Source organism: Streptomyces sp. NPDC050674, from assembly GCF_040654575.1.
GTDB lineage: Bacteria > Actinomycetota > Actinomycetes > Streptomycetales > Streptomycetaceae > Streptomyces.
This window is the reverse complement of sequence record NZ_JBFAIG010000007.1, coordinates 181,438-199,591: the sequence shown is the minus strand read 5'-3', so window position 1 is coordinate 199,591 and position 18,154 is coordinate 181,438. Positions and strand designations below refer to the sequence as shown.

The window sequence follows — 18,154 nt, the reverse complement described above, 5'->3', positions numbered from 1 at the left end:
AGGGTCGGGCCTGGGGCGCCCCGGTTCCGGTCGGGGCGCCCCAGGGGTTCATCCCACCCGCACCGTGCCCTTCGGCACCAGATGCAGGGTGACGAGTTCGTCGCGGACGAGGCCCGCGAAGGCCGTCGCACCGCGCACGGAGGTGTGGGTGTTGTCCCGCGCCTCGTTGGTGAGGTACAGCGCCTTGGAGCCTTCCGGGCCGAGGGATTCCACCAGGGCCTTGGTCTTTGCCGTGAGGTCGATCAGCGGGACGTCACCCGCCGCGGCGACCGAGCGGATGACGGCCGGGTGGTCCACACCGAGGCCGTTGACCAGGAGCGCGGTTGCGTTGTTCAGCGTGCCGTCGGAGTTGAACCAGCGCCGCACGATGGGAGTGACAAGGACCGGCTGCCCGCCCCGCTCCCGGACGCCGGCGACCAGCGCCTCCAGGTTGGCCCGGTAGGTGGCCTCGTCCGTGGTCTTGTCGTTGTGCGCGAGCTGGACCAGGACCGGATCACCGGGGCGGATCAGGGGCCGTACGGTGGCCCACAACTGCGGGTTCCCCAGATACGTGACCGTACTCTCCCCGGAATCGGCGTAGTTGGCGACGGACACGCCCTTGCGGAGGAACTGGGGCAGCTGCTGGCCCCAGCCGGAGTAGGGGGCGCCGGGCTGGTCGCAGACGGTGGAGTCACCGACCAGGAAGATCTGGCGGGCGTGCCGGGCCCGGGTGACCCGGATGCCGGCGAGGGCCGGGGCGGAGCCGCCGATCCGCAGGTCGAGGCCGGGGGTTCCCGCGGGGCCGGTGGGCTCGCCCTCGGGGGTGCGGACGTTCACGGTGAAACTGCGCGTGACGCGTTCTCCGGCCGGTGCGGCCGTCTCCGGGAGCAGGGAGCGGCGGGTCTCGCCGCTGACGCTCGTGCTGGAGGCCGCCTCGCCGCCGAGCGTGACCCGTACGTCGTACGTGCCCGGCGGGACGTCGAAGTGGCAGCTGTCGGCGGCACAGTGGGCGAGCCCCCGGCCCGCGCCGCTCCCGTCGCCCGCGTGAGCGGGTGCGGACGACAACGCGGTCCCCAGGGTCACCGCTGCCACGACGGCGATGCTGAAACGTCTCACTCCGGGCTCCTCCCAGCACATGACAAGACCTGGACGGGGACCGTACCGGTCTCGACAAGCGCTTTCTAGACCCAGAGCAGCATTCACCGGATCTGCGGCCCCGCATGACTGAAAGCCCTTTCGCGAAATCGATTCAACTGTCACTCTCGCTTGCGTCTCACTCCCCCCACCCAGCGCAGGAGGCACTCCCCATGCCCCGAGCCACGAACACACCGGTCGGCCGCCGCGCCGTCGTCCTCGCCGCCACCGCCGGCGCCGTCGGCGCGGCCCTGACCCGCCCGGCGCACGCCGCCGGTTTCGGCTGGACCGACGACGGCGCGAACTACGTCGTCGACACCGGCGCCCAGTTGTAGAACAACGTCTGCCATCGAGGCCTCGGGCGTGTTCCCTAAGCCCGACGGCCAGAACCGCTCGAAGCACTACTCCGGGCGGCGTGTCATGGACTACGACCATGTCGGCTGGTCCGCCGGCGGCGTCGGCCTGTGGATGGTGCGCAGCAACCACGAGAAGGCCTCCGGCGGGCCGTTCTACCGCTCCCTGCTAAGGCACCAGAGCGCAGACGGCGGCGGCCAGTACGAGATCCTCCACTACGGGCAGAACCAGACCGAGGCGCAGCGCTTTGGCCTCCAGGGGCCGTACGTCATCGCCTTCACGGACGGCGGGGCACCCTCCCCGGCGCTGTACGCGGGAACGCTGACGACGCCGTGGGCCGACTCGCTCGGCATCGCGGGGTACGTGCCGGCGAGCGGCCGGGGCAAGGTGACGGGCGTCGGGATCACCGGCCGGGACGTCCAAGGCGGGCGCGATCTGGCGGATCGGGGACTGGGACGGCACCCCGGGCGGCTTCAAGAACGCCGACCTGATGACCTACGCGCATCCGTCCGACGTGCGGGCGGCGTCCTGGACGGGGAACGTCGTCGTCGGCAGTGGCGAGACGGCGGCCTTCCCCTGCTACCTCTGGAAGGACGTCAACAGCGGGATCCTGGTGTACTTCCGGCTGACGGCGGCCCAGGCGGCCGCCGCGCACACCCTGCGCGTCGGCGTGACGACGGCGTACGCGAACGGCCGGCCGCAGGTGACCGTCAACGATTCCTGGACCTCCGCGGTCCCCGCCCCGCCCACCCAGCCGGACACCCGGTCGCTGACCAACGGTTCCTACCGGGGCAACAACCACACGTTCACGTACAACGTCCCGGCGTCCGCCTGGAAGACGGACACGAGTCAGTACAACGTGCTCAGGATCGACGTGGTGAGCGGGTCGGGGGCGAGCGGATTCCTCAGTGCGGGGACGGCGATCGACGCGATCGACCTGCTGGTGTAGCGGCGGACGTCATGTCCCGCGCGTCCACTGCTGGTTGGTGCCGCCGTTGCACGTGTACGGGATGAGCGCGGCGCCGTTGGCGGTGGCCGCGCCGTTCACGTCCAGGCACTTGCCGCTCGCGCGGGACTTGACGTTCACGTACGAGCCGGTGGTGGCCAGTGACCACTGCTGGGCGGTGGCGGAGCCGTTGCAGTTCTCCTGCGTGACCGTGGTGGCGTTGTCCTGCACGCAGAGGCTGCTGTTTCTGACCATCAGCTGGTAGTAGCCGCTTCCGACGGGCTTGAACCAGTACTTCTGGTTGGCGCCGCCGTTGCAGTCGTACTGCTTGAGCTGGGCGCCCGGCCACAGCGACTGGCTCGTGACGTCGGCGCACTTGGAGGAGTGGCGGGCGATCAGCGTGTTGTACGTGGCGCTGGTGCCCGTGACGGTCCCGGCGGTCGTGTCGATCGTGACCTCGGGCGACCAGGACATGGACATGGTGGTCGAGTTGGAGAAGGTCAGCGGCAGCCACACGTAGCGCGAGTCGTTGACCGTCCCGCCGAAGGAGTTGCCCCAGCGGTCGCCCATGTACAGGTACGAGGTGCCCGAGGTGCCCTGCACCGGCAGGACGTAGGCCGTCTGCGAACCGTACGTCGTCGCGTCGCCGATGTTCTTCATGGCCGACCAGGGGCCGGCGATGCTGGTGGCCGTGGCGTACTGCTGCTGGTTGGGGTTCCAGCCGGTGGCGCCCGAGGTGAGCATGAAGTAGACGCCGTTCCGCTTGAACAGCGCCGGGGCCTCGCGGTGGCCGCCGGGCCAGGGGTTGGCGACCAGGTTCGCGACGCCGGTGTAGTCGGCGGTGAGGCGGTATATCTGGAGGTCGTAGTTCTCGCGGGCGGCGGAGATCATGTAGCCGGCGCCGTCGGTGTCGACGAAGACCGTGATGTCGCGGGACATGTGCTGGCCGAGCGGCCGGAAGCTGCCCTTCCAGGTGTAATTGCCGTCAACGGTGTCGGAGACGGCCACGGCCGCGCGGGCCTCGCTGTAGTCGGTGCCGTTCTCCTTGTGCATCCACATCACGAACTTGCCGGTGGAGGCGTTGTACATGACCTTCGGCCGCTCGATGTTGGCGGTCGCGAGCTCCGGATCGCTCGCCTCGGTGAGGACGTGGTTGCGGAACTCCCAGTTCTTCAGGTCAGTCGAGCGGTAGGCGTCGACGTACCGGAAGGTGTTGTCGGCGTTGCGGTGCTCGCCGAACCAGTAGTAGTAGGTGCCGACCTTCAGGACGCCGCCGCCGTGCGCGTGGACGGGGTTGCCCGAAGTGTCAGTGAACTGGGTGCCGTTGGTGACGGTCTGGGGCGCGGCCTGGGCGGGGCCGCCGGTGGCGAGGGCGCCGAACAGCCCGAGGCACAGGGCGAGGAGGGTCGCGTACGCACGTCTCATGTCAGTCACTCGCCTTCACCGTGTCGGCGACCGGGACGCCGAAGTCGGGGGTGCCGTCGCGCTTCCAGCCGAGTTTCTGCACGCGGGTGTGGCGGTTGGGGTCGTTCAGCGGGTCGCCGTTGATCTCCTTGTACTGCCGGGCGTGGTAGACGAGGACGTCGGTGCGGCCGTCCTCGGCGACGGTGAAGCAGTTGTGCCCGGGACCGTACTGCTTGGTGGTGTCGTTGCTGGTGAACACCGGGGTCGGCGACTTGGTCCAGCTCACGGGGTCCAGGAGGTGGCTGTCGGCGTCGGCGGTCAGCAGGCCCACGCAGTAGTTGAAGTCGGTGGCGCTGGCCGAGTACGTCATGAACAGGCGGCCGTTGCGCTTGAGGACGTACGGGCCTTCGTTCACCTTGAACCCGATGCGCTCCCAGTCGTACTCGGGGGTGGAGAGCCGCACCTGGGGGCCCTTCAGGGTCCAGGGGTTGGCCATCTCGGACAGGAAGATGCCGGTGTTGTTGTCCATGCCGGGTTCGTGCTGGGCCCAGGCGAGGTAGCGCTTGCCCCGGTGGGTGAAGGTGGTGGCGTCCAGGGAGAAGGTTTCCCAGGCCGTCTTGACCTGCCCCCGCTCCACCCAGGTGCCCTGGAAGGGGTTGGGGTGGGCGTTCTCCAGCACCCATATGCGGATCGCCCAGATCTCCTCGGCGGGCGCGGAGGCGAAGTAGATGTACCACTTGCCGCCGATCCGGTGCAGTTCCGGCGCCCAGATGTGGGCGCCCATGGGGCCGGTGGCGTGGGCGCGCCAGATGACGGACTCGTCCGCGGTGCCGAGGCCGCCGAGGGTGCGCGAGCGGCGCAGGATGATGCGGTCGTACTCGGGGGCGGTGGCGGTGAAGTAGTAGTGGCCGTCCGTGTGCCGGTGGATGTGGGGGTCGGCGCGGTTGCGGACGAGCGGGTTCACGAACGGGGCCGGCTTCGGGTGCCTGCCGGGCGTCGTGGCGGCGGTGGCGGTGTCCGCCCCGGGGGCCGCCTCGGCGACGCCGGGGAGGGCGGGGACGGCGGCCAGGGCACCGGCGGCTGCGGCACCCTTCAGCAGCAGTCTGCGGCTGGGGGGTTCGGGCAGAGCGTGGTCGCGGTCGCGGCTCATGCGCAGGGGGCCTGCCTCTCACTGGGGACACATGGCGTCGACATCCCCAGCTGGTCGAGATATCGGACGCCATCTGTCATGACGAACGCCGAAAAGGTAAGGGCGTGACACGAGGAGGTCAACGGGTCTGACGGGACCAACAGGTGCGGCGGGCCGCGGACATCGCGGCGGCCGGGTTTTCCGTTGTCGGCGCGGACCTGAGGCGTCTCCGATTCACGGGCGCCGCGTCATCCACGCCTCGGCAGCGGCTGCGGCGCCCTCGCTCGGGGCCGGACGGCGAGGTCCCCGTGCCGTCGGCGGCGACCGTCGGACAGTTCGTCAGGCCCGTCCACCCGGGTTCGCCCCGCGTCCCGTCTGCCGGGGCGGCCCCGTCCCGCCGCCGCCGTGAACCTCCACCGGTCCGCGTCGCCGCCTCACAGCTCGGACTCGCCCCACACCGTGACGTCCACCTCGTCCCCCACCGCCACCGTGCCGGGCCGCAGCACCGCGTACTTGGTGCCGAAGGCGACGCCGCCCTGGGTGGCGCGGCGGTAGCCGGCGAAGGTGCGCAGGGGTTCCGGACCCGCCCGGGTCCCGGCGCTCTGGTCGACCAGGGTGACCGCGCAGCGGATGGCGAGTTTGGCGTAGCCCAGTTCCGCGGTGCCGATGCGCAGGCGGTGGGCGCGGTCCTCGGTGTGGGGCTCGTCCCAGCCGTCGACGACGAGGTTGGGCCGGAAACGGTCGGCGGGGAGGGGACCGGCGCCGCGTTCGGTCAGCTTGCTGTCGAGCAGTGCGAGGGTGGAGCGGGAGAGGACGTGCAGGGCACAGCTGTCGGCGTAGCCGGAGGTGCCCGGCGTCAGGCCGTCGGTCACCCGGTCGTGTCCGGGCGGGACCCGCACCAGCCGGCTCCGGGCGCCGAGCACGTCCGAGAGCCACTCCGCCGCCTCGTCGCCCTGATCGATGCCCCGGTAAGCGGTTCCGAACAGATCCACAGGCTTTCGGGTGCCGGTGATGTCCACCTCGAGGCGGAGACAGTCCGCCCCGGGCGCGGTGAGCGTGAGGTGCTCGCCGTCGGGAGTGATCAGCGGGCGGATGACGGCCAGCAGCGGATCGCGGCGCTGTGTCCGGTACACGCCCTCGTCGCTGACGACCATGAAGCTGCGGTCGTGCGCCAGTCCGGCCGGGGTCAGCAGCGCCTCGTGCGCCGACGTCCCGGCGCAGCCCTTGACGGGGTAGTACGACAACTCGACGACTCGGGCCATGCTCTTCCGTTCCGTCACGCGGCTCAACGGCCGCTGGGGGCTTCGGGGAAGCCGAGCAGGGGTGCCAGGAGCCGCGCCTCGGCGGCCCACTCGGCCAGGAACGCCAGGGTCAGGCCCCGTTCCCGGTAGCGGAGTCCGGCCGGGACGGTGTCCTCGCCGCCGTAGGCCACCTGCTCCTCGTCCGCCCTGGCCAGCATCAGCGCCGTCAGCCAGTCGTACTTGACCGCGGAGGCGCACACGCCGAGCCGTACCAGGCGTTCGTCGCCCCGCCAGCCGCTCTGGCGCAAGCCCTGCACATAGGCGTCGTAGGCCGTCTTGGCCAGGCCCGGCAGGTCGGCGGCGGGGAGGAACAGGTCGAAGACGCAGTCGGGCAGGTAGTTGCCGAGGTCCTCACCGAGGGCGCCGTCGCCGGTGAAGGCCCAGTCGAGCAGGACGCCGGCGCCGGTGCCGTCGGAGCGGAGGTTGGCCGGCCACTGGTCGAGGTGCGACAGGGCGCGGGGCAGCGACTCCATGACCGTGAGGAACCACGCGCGGTCGTGGTGGAGGCGGACCATGTCCTCGCGCAGGCCGGGCGGGAAGTGCCGCCGGATCAGGGGGTGTCGCCACGCCTCGTCGGCGTCGAGCAGGTCCTGTCCCGTCGTCTGCCCCGAGATGTAGTCCCGCAGGAAGCCCCGCGACAGCCACGGGGTGTCCTCCCCCGCGCCGACCGCGCCCTGCGCGGTGCCGAGGCGGTGGGCGTGGTCGACGTGGCGGGCGAAGGACCAGGCGGTGGCCGGTTCGCCGGGAACGTCCTCCAGCCACAACGCCACGTCCCCGTCCGGCCGTTCGGCGCACTCCAGCAGCCGGGGCGCGCGGATGCCGTGCCGCTGCCAGACCTGGGCGAGACCGGACCGGTAGACGTACGCCTCACGGCGCCAGAAGTTCCAGTGGCGCGGGTCGTTGGACGCCGCCCAGGCGACGCCGGTCTCCTTCGTCCGCGTCAGCACCTTCAGGACGGCCGAGCGGTCGCCGCCGGTGACCCGCCACACCCCGGCCGTGACGCCGTTGCCCGGGTTGTACGGGAGCGGCCGGAACACCGCCTGGTCCGCCCGCACGTTCAGGACCTCGCGTACTTCGGCGTGCTCTGCGGCGACCATCCCCCGATGCTATGCCCGCGCCCCCGCAGTGTCCTTGCGTCCCCGCAGCCACACGTACACGGGAATTCCGGCGAAGAGGAACAGCACCCCCTGGTACACGGCCGCGTAGCCGGCACCGGCGATCAGCCAGAAGGAGAAGCCGAAGGAGAGCGCGGCCACCGTCAGGTCCCGGGCGAGTCCCGCGGGGCGGACGCGCTCGCGGGTGCCGCGGGCCAGCCAGTACAGCTGGGCCGCGGCCGACAGCAGGTACGGCACGCAGCCGGTGAACGTGGTGATCAGGACGAGGACGCGGAACGTGGTGTCCGGGCCGGCCGTGTAGTTGAGGGCGATGAGGAGGCTGCCGAGGACCGCGCACGCCCACACCCCGAACCCGGGGACGCCGCCCTTGCCGATGCGGGCGAAGGGCGCGGGGAAGAGGCCGTCGCGTGCGGCGGCGTAGGGCATCTGGGCGGCCATGAGGATCCAGCCGTTGAGGCAGCCGGTGATCGAGGCGACCGCGACCAGGGCGATGGCGGTGCCGCCCCAGCCGCCGCCGGTGATCGTGTTCACGGCGTCGGCGAAGGGGGCGCCCGAGTCGACGAGCCGGTCGTGCGGGACCAGGCCGAAGACGGCGACCGTGCCGAGGACGTAGACGAGGGCGGAGGCCAGGGTGCCCAGGACGCTCGCCCGGCCGACCGTGCGCTCGGGATCGCGGACCTCGCCCGCGCTGACCGCGGCCGACTCCACCCCGAGGAAGCTGTACAGCAGCAGCGCTGCGGAGGCGGCGAGCGCGCCGGAGACGCTCTGCCCGGAGGCGTTGAACGGGCCGAAGTTGTCCGCGTCGACGAAGAACAGGCCCACCGTGGCGAGCAGGAGCAGCGGGACGAACTTCAAGACCGTGGAGACGACCTGCACCGCGCCGACCCAGCGGGTGCCCGCGAAGTTGGCCGCGGCGGGCAGCCAGAGGGCGGCGAGGGCGACCAGGGCCTGGAGGACGTGGTTTCCGTGCAGGGGTATCAGGACGTCGACGTAGCCGACGACCGCGACGGCCAGGGCGGCGATGCTGACCCAGCACATCGTCCAGTACGACCAGGCCGACAGGAAGCCGGCGAACTCGCCGAAGGCGTCGCGCGGGTACACGTACAGACCGCCGGTGACGGGGCTGCGCCGCGCGAGCCTGCCGAACAGCAGGGCGAGCAGGACGGCTCCGACGGAGAGCACGAGGAAGGCGAGCAGGCTGACCGTGCCGTAGGGGGCGACGGTGGCGGGCAGGGCGAAGATGCCGCCGCCGATGATGTTGCCCATGACGAGGGCCGTGGCGGCGGCCAGGCCGAAGGTGCGGCGGGGGGACGGGGGCGCGGCGGCGGCCTGCCCGGAGGTCGTGGGGTCGGCGGCCTCGGTGGGGCGCGGGACGGTCATGGGCGTTCCTGTACGAGCGGAGGGGGAGGGCGGCGATCCTAACCCGCTGTCCCACATGCTGGTCGACCTGTTCATGGAATGGACACACTCGGCTGGGGCGCGCCGCCGTTTCTCGATTACCGTCGTCGGCATGACCAGCACTCTCACCCTCGCTGAAGCCCTCGCCGCCGGGACGGTCGTCCTGGACGGCGGCATGTCCAACCAGCTCGAATCGGCCGGGCACGACCTGAGTGACGAGCTGTGGTCGGCGCGGCTGCTCGCCGAACGGCCCGAGGCGGTGACCGAGGCGCACCTGGCCTACTTCCGGGCGGGCGCGGACGTGGCGATCACCGCCAGCTACCAGGCCACGTTCGAGGGGTTCGCCCAGCGGGGGATCAGCCGTGACCGGGCGGCCGAACTCATGGCGCTGAGCGTGGAGTCGGCCCGGGAGGCGGCCCGGCGGGCGGGGGTCTCACGGCCCCTGTGGGTGGCGGCGTCGGCCGGTCCTTACGGTGCGATGCTCGCCGACGGCTCGGAGTACCGGGGGCGCTACGGGCTGAGCGTGGACGAACTGGAGCGTTTCCACCGGCCGCGCCTCGAGGTGCTGGCCGCGGCCGGTCCCGACGTCCTCGCGCTGGAGACGGTCCCGGACGCCGACGAGGCCACGGCCCTGTTGCGGGCGGTGCGCGGGCTGGGGGTGCCGGCCTGGCTGTCGTACTCCGTCGCCGGTGACCGCACGCGGGCCGGGCAGCCGCTGGAGGAGGCCTTCGCCCTGGCCGCGGAGGCGGACGAGGTGATCGCGGTCGGGGTGAACTGCTGCGCGCCGCAGGACGTGGAGGCCGCGGCGGCGACTGCGGCGCGGGTCACCGGCAAGCCGGTCGTCGTCTACCCCAACAGCGGGGAGACCTGGGACGCGGCGGCCCGGGCCTGGACCGGCCGCTCGACCTTCACCGCCGACCAGGTGGAGGGCTGGCAGCGGGCCGGGGCGCGGCTGATCGGCGGCTGCTGCCGGGTGGGCCCGGACGCGATCACCGGCATCGCGGGGACGCCGGCAGCGGCGCGCGGCGACGGCACCCCGGCCTGACCTCCCGCGGCGGCCACCGCCGAGGACGGCCGGTCCGCGCAGCCCCCTCCTCCCTCTCCCCCCGCTCCTGGCCTCCGCCGTGGGAACCGATGGCCATCGGCGTTGGGCGCTCCATGTGCCCTGCGAGGAACTCGGCCACCTCGCCGCCCGCGCGGTCCAGGGCCGTGCGCCTGTTGCTGGGCACGCACGTCGTGGTGAGGGACTCGGTGGGGCCTGCTCCCTCGCACCGGCCGCTCGGCGGGCGCGCGACGTCACTGCCGGCGCAGCGCCCCGGAGCGGCGGAGGCGTCGCACGGCCGAGCGCAGTTCCGTGCTGCGGGTGGGCGTGCCACCGTCGGACGGGACCGGTGCGGGTGGCGGTTCGGGCGGGCGGAGGGCGTCGGCCCGCCAGAGGGCCAGTTCGCGGTCGTGGGGACCGTGGGCGGTGTGGGCCGGGCCGTCCTCGGCGCCGGGCTCGCGGTCCCCGAACACCCGCACCGGGTGGTCCTCGTTCCAGCGTTCCCAGCCCGGGTCGCCGTCCGCCGCGAACCGCACCCATGCCGAGTGCATCGCGTCCGCGAGCTCCTGCGGCGCCCCCTCCCCCGCCAGTTTCCGGGACTCCTCGGCCTGCCCGGTGTCGAAGACGAAGCCCAGCTCCAGCGCGTGGCAGGCGCCGAGCCCCGGCAGGTTCGAGGGCCAGGCGAACTCGTAGACGTACGTCGGCTCCTCACGGGCGTCGGCCAGGTGGTGCAGGGGGATGCGGAGCAGGTGGTCGGTGACGAGCCGGCCGACGAGGTCCGCGGTGCCCGCCCGGGGGTGCAGGGTGCGGTAGCCGCGCGGCACCTCGCTGCCGCAGCGGCAGCGGGCCATGGCGCCCGCGAAGGCGACGGCTCCGAGGCGGTCGACGCGTTCCATCAGCCCGCCCGGCACCAGCCACAGCCGGTGCTCGTCGCGGGTCCAGCCCAGCAGCAGTTCAACGCCCGCCGCGGCGCCGCCGTCCGTGAGGGCCTCGAGGGGGTCGCGCGGGACGACGTCGCCGTCGATGACGAGGCCGAAGGCGGGGCCTCCGATCACCGGGCTGCTCAGTCTGCCCACTTCGGCCTGGGTGCGCAGCAGCAGGTCGCGGTCGACGGCGGCGAAGGCCTCGGCGGTGGCGGGGATCTTCAGCCGGGACGCCATCCGGCGCACCATCCGCCGTACCCGGGCCCGTTCGGACACCTCGGGGGGCCCGCTCTGCAGGACGGCCCGGCGGACCAGGCCCTGGGTCTGCGGGGCGGCGAGGAGGGCGCCGACGCTGATGGCCCCGGCGGACTGTCCGGCCAGGGTGATGCGTCCCGGGTCCCCACCGAAGGCCTCGATGGCCTCGTGCACCCAGGTCAGGGCGGCGATCTGGTCGCGCAGGCCGGGGTTGGGGGGTGTGTCGGGGAACAGCCCGTAGCCCTCGACGCCCAACCGGTAGTTGATCGATACGCAGACCACGCCGTCACGGGCGAAGGCATGGCCGTCGTAGACGGGGACGGCTGAGGAGCCCCTGGTCAGGGCGCCGCCGTGCAGCCAGACGAGGACGGGGAGGCGGGCCCCGGGGTCGGGCTGCGGAGTCCAGACGTTGAGGTTGAGGCAGTCGTCGCCGGGCACGACCGGGTCGGACAGGTAGGGGGCGAAGGCGTCGGAGTACGGCGGTTTCGGCGGGGTGGGGCCGAAGGCGCCGGCGTCGCGCACGCCGTCCCAGGGCGGCGGCGGCACGGGCGGACGGAAGCGGCGGGGGCCGAAGGGAGGGGCGGCGTAGGGGATGCCGCGGAAGACCGCGACACCGCGCTCGTACCGGCCCCGCACGGCACCGTACGGCGTGCTCACCACGGGGTCCGCCTGGTCTTCCGTCATCCGTCCACCAGCCTCCTCACCGCGCTCGTGCACCGTGAGGATCAGAGCAACTCATGGTCGCCCGGTATTCCGGCGCACGAGCGGTGGGGAGGGCTGTTCGGCGTACACGGTTACGTCAACGGTGTGCCGGTGGACGGGCCGGCCACGCGGGGGGTGACGGTCGAGGGGGCCGACGCGCCTTTCCGGTTCGTCCGCGACGGGGTGCGCACGGCGATCGGTCCGGCGCTGGGCTCCAGCCGGCTGTCCGACGACCAGGGCTCCCGGCTGCGCTCCACCGGGGCGATGGCGGCGATCCACGCCCGGGACCTGGTGGACGCGGCGTTCACGGCGGATTTCACCGGGTTTCGGCTGACCGGCTCACCCGGCTGAGGGCGCTGTTCGGGGTTTCGAAAGTTTTGACCGGTGCGCAGCGGTGAATTCACCTTCCCTTCCCGCCGTCCTGCGCCGCACATAGAGTAGGAAGCGCTTTCTGCCCGGCCGGATCCCGTGATCGCCGTGTGCAGCGCTGGTCGAAACTTTCCACGGCCCTCGGGCGGGCCGGAGAGGTGGGTTCCCGATGGTCCGTACGGCGAGTGCGAGCGTGGCGGCCGGTCCGACATTGGCGGTCGTGGCGCGCGAGGCGGGGGTGTCGGTGCCGACCGCGTCCAAGGTGGTCAACGGCCGCGAGGACGTGGCGCCCGAGACCCGGCGCAGGGTGACCGAGGCCCTCGACCGGCTCGGCTACGTACGCAGACCCCGTTTCGACGCGGCGAAGGCGCCCCGGCTCGTCGATCTGGTCGTCCACTCGCTGGAGAGTTCCTGGTCGGGCGCGGTGCTGCACGGGGTGGAGGAGGCGGCGCACGACGCCGGCCTGGAGGTCGTGGTGTCGGCGGCGCTGATCCGCTCCCGGGTCGGGCGCCCGGAACGCGGCTGGCTGGACAAACTGGTCGCCCGTGGCTCGTCCGGGGTCCTGTTCAACCTGGCCGAGCTCAGCGACTCGCAGTACGCGTGGCTGGAGCAGCACCGCATCCCGTTCGTGATGATCGACCCGGTGCAGGAACCGCCGGAGGGCGTCGTCTCGGTCGGGGCCGCGAACTGGCAGGGCGGTCTGACGGCCACGGAGCATCTGCTGTCCCTGGGCCACGAGCGGGTCGCCGTCATCGCCGGGCCCCGGCGCACGCTGTGCAGCAGCGCCCGGGTCGCCGGATACCGCTCGGCGCTCACGTCCGCCGGGATCCGGCACCGCCCCGAGTACGTCCGGCACGCCGGTTTCGACGAGGCCGTGGCCCGCCGCCGCATGCTGGAACTGCTCGATCTGCCCGAACCGCCGACCGCCGTCTTCGTCTGCTCGGACCGGATGGCGCTGGGCGTCTACGAGGCCCTGTCCGCACGCGGGTTGAGGGTGCCGGACGACATCAGTGTGGTCGGCTTCGACGACCTGCCCGAGGCCCGCTGGGCCTCCCCCGGTCTGACCACCGTCCGCCAGCCGCTGTCCGAGATGGCCGCGACGGCCCTGCGGTCGCTGCTGCGCATGATGGACGGCCATCATCCGGAGAGCACACGCACGGAGCTGTCCACGCGGCTGGTGGAACGGGCGAGCACAGCGGCGCCGCGCGCGTAGGAGGTGCCGCGAGAACGCCTGCGGTGGGTCGCGGACGGACCTCGTGTGCCGGTGGCGTACGTCCCGCCGATGGTGTCTGCACGGTGGGAATGCGCTTACGTGCAATGGGAGTTGAGCGTGGTGTCAGGGTGCCGCCGTCGGGAGGACGGCGGCCGCAGTCAACGAAAAGGACGCCGGTAATGACGCCCGATCCGCGCACGATCACCAACCCGGTCACGCTCCACGACCCCACGCCCTTCGGTTACAGCCACGCGGTGTCGGCGCCGGGTGAAACCGTCTTCATCGGCGGCCAGTACGCTTCGGACCCCACCGGCGCGCCAGTGCCGGGCGACTTCGCCGCACAGGTGGAACTGGCCTTCGACCGGCTGCGTTCGGCCCTGGAGGGGGTCGGCCTCGGCTACGAACACGTCGTACGGCTCGGCACGTTCATCGTGGACCACGACCTCGGCAAGCTGGAGACCCTGGGCAAGGTCCTGCACGCCCGCTTCGGGGAGCGGCTCCCGGCGCAGACGCTGAGCGGCGTCGCCTCGCTGGCGCTGCCGGGGATGCTGTTCGAGGTCGACGCGGTCGCGGTACGGCCGACGGTGCGGGACGGGGTCTGACGGACACGGCCCCCGCGGGGCGCACGGGACGCCGGCCCCTGGTCGCGCGGGTGTCCGCCGCACACCCCTCGTGCGCGTCGCGCGCCCGCCGTTCAGGGGAACTGGCCGGGGCGGGTCGGCGTCGAACGTTGCGGTGGGGAGGGGCCGTCGCCGGGGGGCGAGGCGGCGGCGAGCGGTGGGGGGACGACCATGACGCGCTGGCAGCCGCTTCCGGACGTACTGCCGAGGGAGGGACGGCACCTGGTCGAGCAGCTGCGGGCCCTGAAGGACCGCACAGGCCTGAGCCTCGCGGAGCTGGCCCGGCGGACCGCGTACAGCAAGTCGTCGTGGCAGCGGTACCTCAGCGGGGCCAAGCAGCCGCCGAGCGGCGCCGTGCAGGCGCTGTGCCGGGTGGCGGGGGCGGACCAGGCCCGGCTGCTGGCGCTGTGGGACCTGGCCGACCGGACGTGGCCGCACGGGTCGACGGCGTCGGCCGGGGCGGCGGCGGCGGTGGCGGACGCGTCGCCGGCCGGTGCGGCGTACCGGCGTTGGCGGGCGGCGGCTCTGGTGTCGTTCGGGGTCATCGTGGTGCTGCTGGCGGGGCTGTTGTGGGTGCTGCCGGCGGGTAGCGGATGACCGCACCGGCCGTCCGCTCCCCGGCGCCGGTCTCTCCCGGCGCCCGGACCCGGACCGCCCGTGGATGTGCGCGCACGGCAGCCCGGTCGCGTGACCTGGTCGCCCCCACACCGCCTGCGAAAGAGTGAGCCGGATGATCGGACGCCTGTACGCCGTTGTCATCGACTGCCCCGACCCGGACGAACTGGCCGTTTTCTACGAGAAGCTGCTGTCGCTGTCACGGCAGGCGGACACCGCCGACTTCGTCGTGCTCCAGGACGCGTCGGGCGCCCCGGTGGTCGCCTTCCAGCGCGTGGACGGCTTTCGCGCGCCGCGGTGGGGGGATCCCGAGCGTCCTCCGCACCTGCACCTCGACGTGATGGTCCCGGACCTCGATACGGCCGAGGCCCAGGTGCTCGCCCTCGGCGCGACGCTGCTGGACGGCTCGGACAAGCCGATCGGTTACCGCGTCTACGAGGATCCCGTCGGCCATCCCTTCTGCCTGATCACTCCCGAGGGAGTCTGACCCCGCCTCTCCGAACCACCGACGGAACCGCCGGAACGGGCACCGCCACACCCCCGGGGGCCCCGGCCCGGGCGGCCGCACCGGGAGCGTCAGCTCAGCCGAGTGTGCGGTAGTGGGCGTACTTCCACGGTCCGACGTTCTTCAGCTTCACCTGGTACTTGCCGCCCACGCGCTTGAAGGTGACGTTCCGCACGAGGCCCTTGTACTGGACGATGTTGCCCGGCAGGCTCTGGAGCCGGGTCTGGGCGAAGTCCCAGCTCTCGCTGTCGACGGTGCCGTCGGTGTCGGGGAGGTTGTGCCGGCTCTGCCACCACTGCGTGGCCGACTCGGTCTCCGGGCCGAACGAGCCGTCGATACGGCTCTTGCGGAAGGGCTGCCACTCGCCCTCGTCGTCCTCCCACTGGGCGCCGTCCGCCCACAGCACGGTCTCCCACAGGGCGACCGCGTTGCCCCTGGCGTAGGCGTCGACGCCGAGGTTCTCCTCGTCCTCCCAGTCGTTGGTCACGGCACCCGTGCCGTCGATGCCGAAGTAGGCGGGTGCGGCGTTCGCCGCCGGCGCCAGGGCGATGCCGGTGCCCCCGGCGCCCAGCAGCACGGCCGTCATCATCGCCACGGTCCGATTGCGCATGCTCATGCGGTTGTCCTTTTCGAAGCGCCGTCCCCCGGCGGGTCGCCCCCGGGGCGGCTCGTCTCGTCTGCCACGGCACAGCGTCAGGGGCCGGCCGCGCCCCCGGCGAGACCTGCCGGCGTCCCCGGGCCGCCCAGGGACGGTTCGGGCGCGGGGCGGCGGTGTCCCGGGCGGGGACGGGTCACCGTGGGTCCGACCGGGTCGAGGGCAGCCGGACGCGGCGCGGGCGGACACCGGCAGGCCTCGCCACGCGCACCGGCGGCTCAGGACAGCCGGGCCGCCCAGGCGATGCCGCCCACGAGGTGGGCGCGGAAGGCCGGATCCTCGTAGGCCTCGGGGGCGTGGCCGAGCGCCGTGTAGAAGACGCGGCCCTCGCCGTGGCCGTGGCACCAGGCCAGGGGGTGGTCGGCGCCCATGCCGCCGCCCTCGTAGGAGGACTCGTCGGCGGTGAGCAGGACACGGACGCTGCCCCGCGGATTGGTGCGGAAGTCGTACCACTCGTCGGTGACGTTCCATACGGCGGGCAGATGCCGGGTCGCCGGATGGTCGTGGTCCTCGACGAGGGCCCTGCCGGGCTGGTGGAGCGGGTGGCGGGCGAACCTCGCGCCCAGCAGGTCGCCGTAGTACGGCCAGTCGTCCTCCGTGCAGGCCGCCGCGTGCACACCCACGAAGCCGGCGCCCGACTCCACGTAGGCGGCGAGCCGTTCACGTCCGGCGGGGGTGAGTATCTCACCACTGGTGGAGAGGAACACCACGGCCGCGTAGTCGTCCAAGGGCTGTTCGAGGGCGGCCGGGTCCTCCGTGGCGTCGACCTCGAAGTCCCCGGCGGCGCGCAGGGCGGCGACGCCGGCCGGGATGGAATCGTGCCGATAGCCGGTGGTGCGGGTGTGGACAAGCAGTCGTGGCGCCATGGCACCCGAACCTAGTGCTGTGACCGGATTGGTTCACCGGGTTGGCGGTACTGTCCGCGCATGAACCAGCTCCCGTGCACTTTGGAAGCCCTCGTTGTGCGCACCGACTTCTCGGCAGACGGTGCTTGGGACGCTCTGCGGGCGGCGCTGTTGTCGCCCAGCAGGGACGGCTTCTTAGCCAACGTCGCACTCGTCGATGACCGGAGGTACGAGGGCTTGACACCCGGCCAGGCCCTCGACCTGATCCCTGCGGAGTACCAGCATCCACTTCTTGTCCTGGCGGACTCTGCAGCTGTCGCCTCGACTGAACTGCCGCTCCTCGTGGTGGATCTGCAGGGCGAGCGTGGGCGGTGTGTCCGCGTTGTGGCAGCCGAGCTGTGGGGCATCGAGAACAACCTCGCTGGGGCGAACATGGACTTCGAGGAGTTCGTCGGCGCCGTCGACGACGACGGCGTTTTCCGAGGCTTCTGAGTCACTGGTCGCCAGGCGGTGTCAGGCTGCGGGTGCGAGGGGGCGTCCGCCCCAGCGGATGCCCTTTTCGCTGCGGATGCGGGCGCGTTCTCTGCGCTGGGCTGCGAGGACGTCGGGGTGGCGGGCATTGGCTTCGCGCTAGCGAAGGTAGCGGTGCCGGGGCCGGGTTTCGCGGGATGGCTGCGATGGTTCGAATTCGCCAGGGTGAACTGCCTCAGCGGGCCGAAGTGGGTCTCGATCGGGTTGGCCCAGGAGGCGTAGGTCGGGGTGAAGCATGAAGCACAGCTCGACCTTGTTCTTCCTCGCCCGGTGGCCTTGTCGGCGCCGGTGTGGGCGGCGAGGTTGTCCAGGATGATGTAGATCGGGGCGCCGTCGGGTCGGGCGGCGCGGACCGACTTCAGGGCGGCCAGCGTGTTGGCGGTGCCCTTGCGGCGGCGGTTGACGCCCCACAGCCGGTCGTCGCCGACGGAGTAGCAGCCGTGGAAGTAGGTGACGCCGTGCGTGCGGCGGTAGATCGCCGGGAGCTGGTTGGGCTTGCCGCATTCGGCCCAGCAGGACCCTGCGGTGGGGCGGATCCCGAGGGGCCCGAACTCGTCGAAGGCGAAAACCCGGTCCGGGAAGCGTTCCAGCACCTGCTCGATGCGGTCGAGCTTGGCGTCCCGCTCGGGGTCGGGCGATTCCTTCCAGGTCTTGGTGCGCTGGAAGGTGATGCCGCGACGTAGGAGAAGGCACCGTAAGGCTTCCCGACCGATCCGGATGACGCGTCCGCGCACGCGGCGCAGGAAGGCGGCGAGTTCGCGGATCGACCAGCGGGTGAAGGGTTGACCGACCTTGGTGGGGCGGGAGGTGGCCGTCTGGATGACGAAGTCCTCGTCCTCAGGGGCGAGCAGGCGGGGACGGCCTCCCGCCCATCGAGGGTCCAGGCAGGCCAGCCCGATCTCGTTTAACCGGCGGACGCCAGCAGCATCATCGCCCGCCGGTAGCGCACCGAGCTGGTACTGCCCCGGCGCACGATCTGCTGCAGCTTTTGCCCTTCCTGATCGGTCAGTCTGCGCACCCGCACAGGCTCAGCCACCGCACCTCCAGCGGTCGGAACGAACGTCATCGCCCATCCAACCGGCCCAACACCAACGCGGCGAACCTTCCCGGTCACAGCAC

16 protein-coding genes and 2 pseudogenes are annotated in these 18,154 nt (G+C 72.3%); 8 read left to right on the top strand and 10 right to left on the bottom strand.

The genetic code is table 11. The annotated features are described in order from the left end of the window. Positions 1-48: 48 nt before the first annotated feature. Positions 49-1,095 (bottom strand): rhamnogalacturonan acetylesterase, encoded by a 1,047-nt coding sequence (locus tag AB0I06_RS14425; RefSeq protein WP_363119086.1) that lies wholly within the window; start codon positions 1,093-1,095, stop codon positions 49-51. Positions 1,096-1,286: 191 nt separating this feature from the next. Here AB0I06_RS14425 and AB0I06_RS14420 point away from each other — a divergent pair. Beyond that, a pseudogene (locus AB0I06_RS14420) lies at positions 1,287-2,416 on the top strand (polysaccharide lyase family protein). A 9-nt stretch (positions 2,417-2,425) separates the two neighbouring features. Here the strand turns inward: AB0I06_RS14420 and AB0I06_RS14415 are convergent. From AB0I06_RS14415 to AB0I06_RS14395, 5 genes are all read right to left on the bottom strand, one after another. Continuing rightward, entirely contained in the window at positions 2,426-3,838 is a 1,413-nt protein-coding gene (locus AB0I06_RS14415) for an RICIN domain-containing protein (protein ID WP_363119085.1), read from the bottom strand. A 1-nt stretch (position 3,839) separates the two neighbouring features. Continuing rightward, entirely contained in the window at positions 3,840-4,967 is a 1,128-nt protein-coding gene (locus AB0I06_RS14410) for a glycoside hydrolase family 43 protein (RefSeq protein WP_363119084.1), read from the bottom strand. A gap of 413 nt (positions 4,968-5,380) precedes the next feature. Then, entirely contained in the window at positions 5,381-6,208 is an 828-nt protein-coding gene (locus tag AB0I06_RS14405) for an MOSC N-terminal beta barrel domain-containing protein (RefSeq protein ID WP_363119083.1), read from the bottom strand. A gap of 23 nt (positions 6,209-6,231) precedes the next feature. After that, positions 6,232-7,344, bottom strand: a complete 1,113-nt coding sequence (locus tag AB0I06_RS14400) for an aminoglycoside phosphotransferase (protein ID WP_363119082.1) — start codon at positions 7,342-7,344, stop codon at positions 6,232-6,234. 9 nt (positions 7,345-7,353) lie between these two features. After that, a complete protein-coding gene (locus AB0I06_RS14395) occupies positions 7,354-8,742 on the bottom strand; it encodes an amino acid permease (RefSeq protein ID WP_363119081.1) in 1,389 nt (462 codons plus the stop codon). 130 nt (positions 8,743-8,872) lie between these two features. Between AB0I06_RS14395 and mmuM the strand changes: the two genes are divergently transcribed. Further along, entirely contained in the window at positions 8,873-9,805 is a 933-nt protein-coding gene (gene mmuM, locus AB0I06_RS14390; protein ID WP_363119080.1) for a homocysteine S-methyltransferase, read from the top strand. Between the two features lie 251 nt (positions 9,806-10,056). Here the strand turns inward: mmuM and AB0I06_RS14385 are convergent, their stop codons facing one another. Further along, positions 10,057-11,664, bottom strand: a complete 1,608-nt coding sequence (locus AB0I06_RS14385) for a carboxylesterase family protein (protein WP_363119079.1) — start codon at positions 11,662-11,664, stop codon at positions 10,057-10,059. A 129-nt stretch (positions 11,665-11,793) separates the two neighbouring features. Here AB0I06_RS14385 and AB0I06_RS14380 point away from each other — a divergent pair, with 129 nt between their 5' ends. The 5 genes from AB0I06_RS14380 (at position 11,794) to AB0I06_RS14360 (ending at position 14,986) form a co-directional block, all read left to right on the top strand. Then, positions 11,794-12,033 carry a hypothetical protein gene (locus AB0I06_RS14380; protein WP_363119078.1) on the top strand — a complete coding sequence of 80 codons (240 nt, stop codon included), beginning with the start codon at positions 11,794-11,796 and terminating at the stop codon, positions 12,031-12,033. 187 nt (positions 12,034-12,220) lie between these two features. Further along, the gene (locus AB0I06_RS14375) at positions 12,221-13,264 is read left to right on the top strand and encodes a substrate-binding domain-containing protein (protein WP_363119077.1); all 1,044 of its coding nucleotides are present in this window, start codon (positions 12,221-12,223) and stop codon (positions 13,262-13,264) included. Positions 13,265-13,443: 179 nt separating this feature from the next. Next, complete coding sequence (locus tag AB0I06_RS14370) at positions 13,444-13,866, top strand: Rid family hydrolase (RefSeq protein WP_363119076.1); 423 nt, start codon at positions 13,444-13,446, stop codon at positions 13,864-13,866. Positions 13,867-14,055: 189 nt separating this feature from the next. Next, positions 14,056-14,481, top strand: a complete 426-nt coding sequence (locus AB0I06_RS14365) for a helix-turn-helix transcriptional regulator (protein ID WP_363119074.1) — start codon at positions 14,056-14,058, stop codon at positions 14,479-14,481. A 133-nt stretch (positions 14,482-14,614) separates the two neighbouring features. Then, a complete protein-coding gene (locus AB0I06_RS14360) occupies positions 14,615-14,986 on the top strand; it encodes a VOC family protein (protein WP_363119073.1) in 372 nt (123 codons plus the stop codon). Between the two features lie 94 nt (positions 14,987-15,080). Here the strand turns inward: AB0I06_RS14360 and AB0I06_RS14355 are convergent, their stop codons facing one another. Beyond that, positions 15,081-15,620 carry a peptidoglycan-binding protein gene (locus AB0I06_RS14355; protein ID WP_363119072.1) on the bottom strand — a complete coding sequence of 180 codons (540 nt, stop codon included), beginning with the start codon at positions 15,618-15,620 and terminating at the stop codon, positions 15,081-15,083. Between the two features lie 257 nt (positions 15,621-15,877). Beyond that, complete coding sequence (locus tag AB0I06_RS14350) at positions 15,878-16,525, bottom strand: ThuA domain-containing protein (RefSeq protein WP_363119071.1); 648 nt, start codon at positions 16,523-16,525, stop codon at positions 15,878-15,880. Positions 16,526-16,585: 60 nt separating this feature from the next. Here AB0I06_RS14350 and AB0I06_RS14345 point away from each other — a divergent pair, with 60 nt between their 5' ends. Continuing rightward, positions 16,586-16,996, top strand: coding sequence for a hypothetical protein (locus AB0I06_RS14345; protein ID WP_363119070.1), 411 nt, complete (start codon positions 16,586-16,588; stop codon positions 16,994-16,996). Positions 16,997-17,017: 21 nt separating this feature from the next. Here AB0I06_RS14345 and AB0I06_RS14340 read toward each other — a convergent pair. Continuing rightward, positions 17,018-18,071, bottom strand: a pseudogene (locus tag AB0I06_RS14340) (IS630 family transposase). Positions 18,072-18,154: the final 83 nt, after the last annotated feature.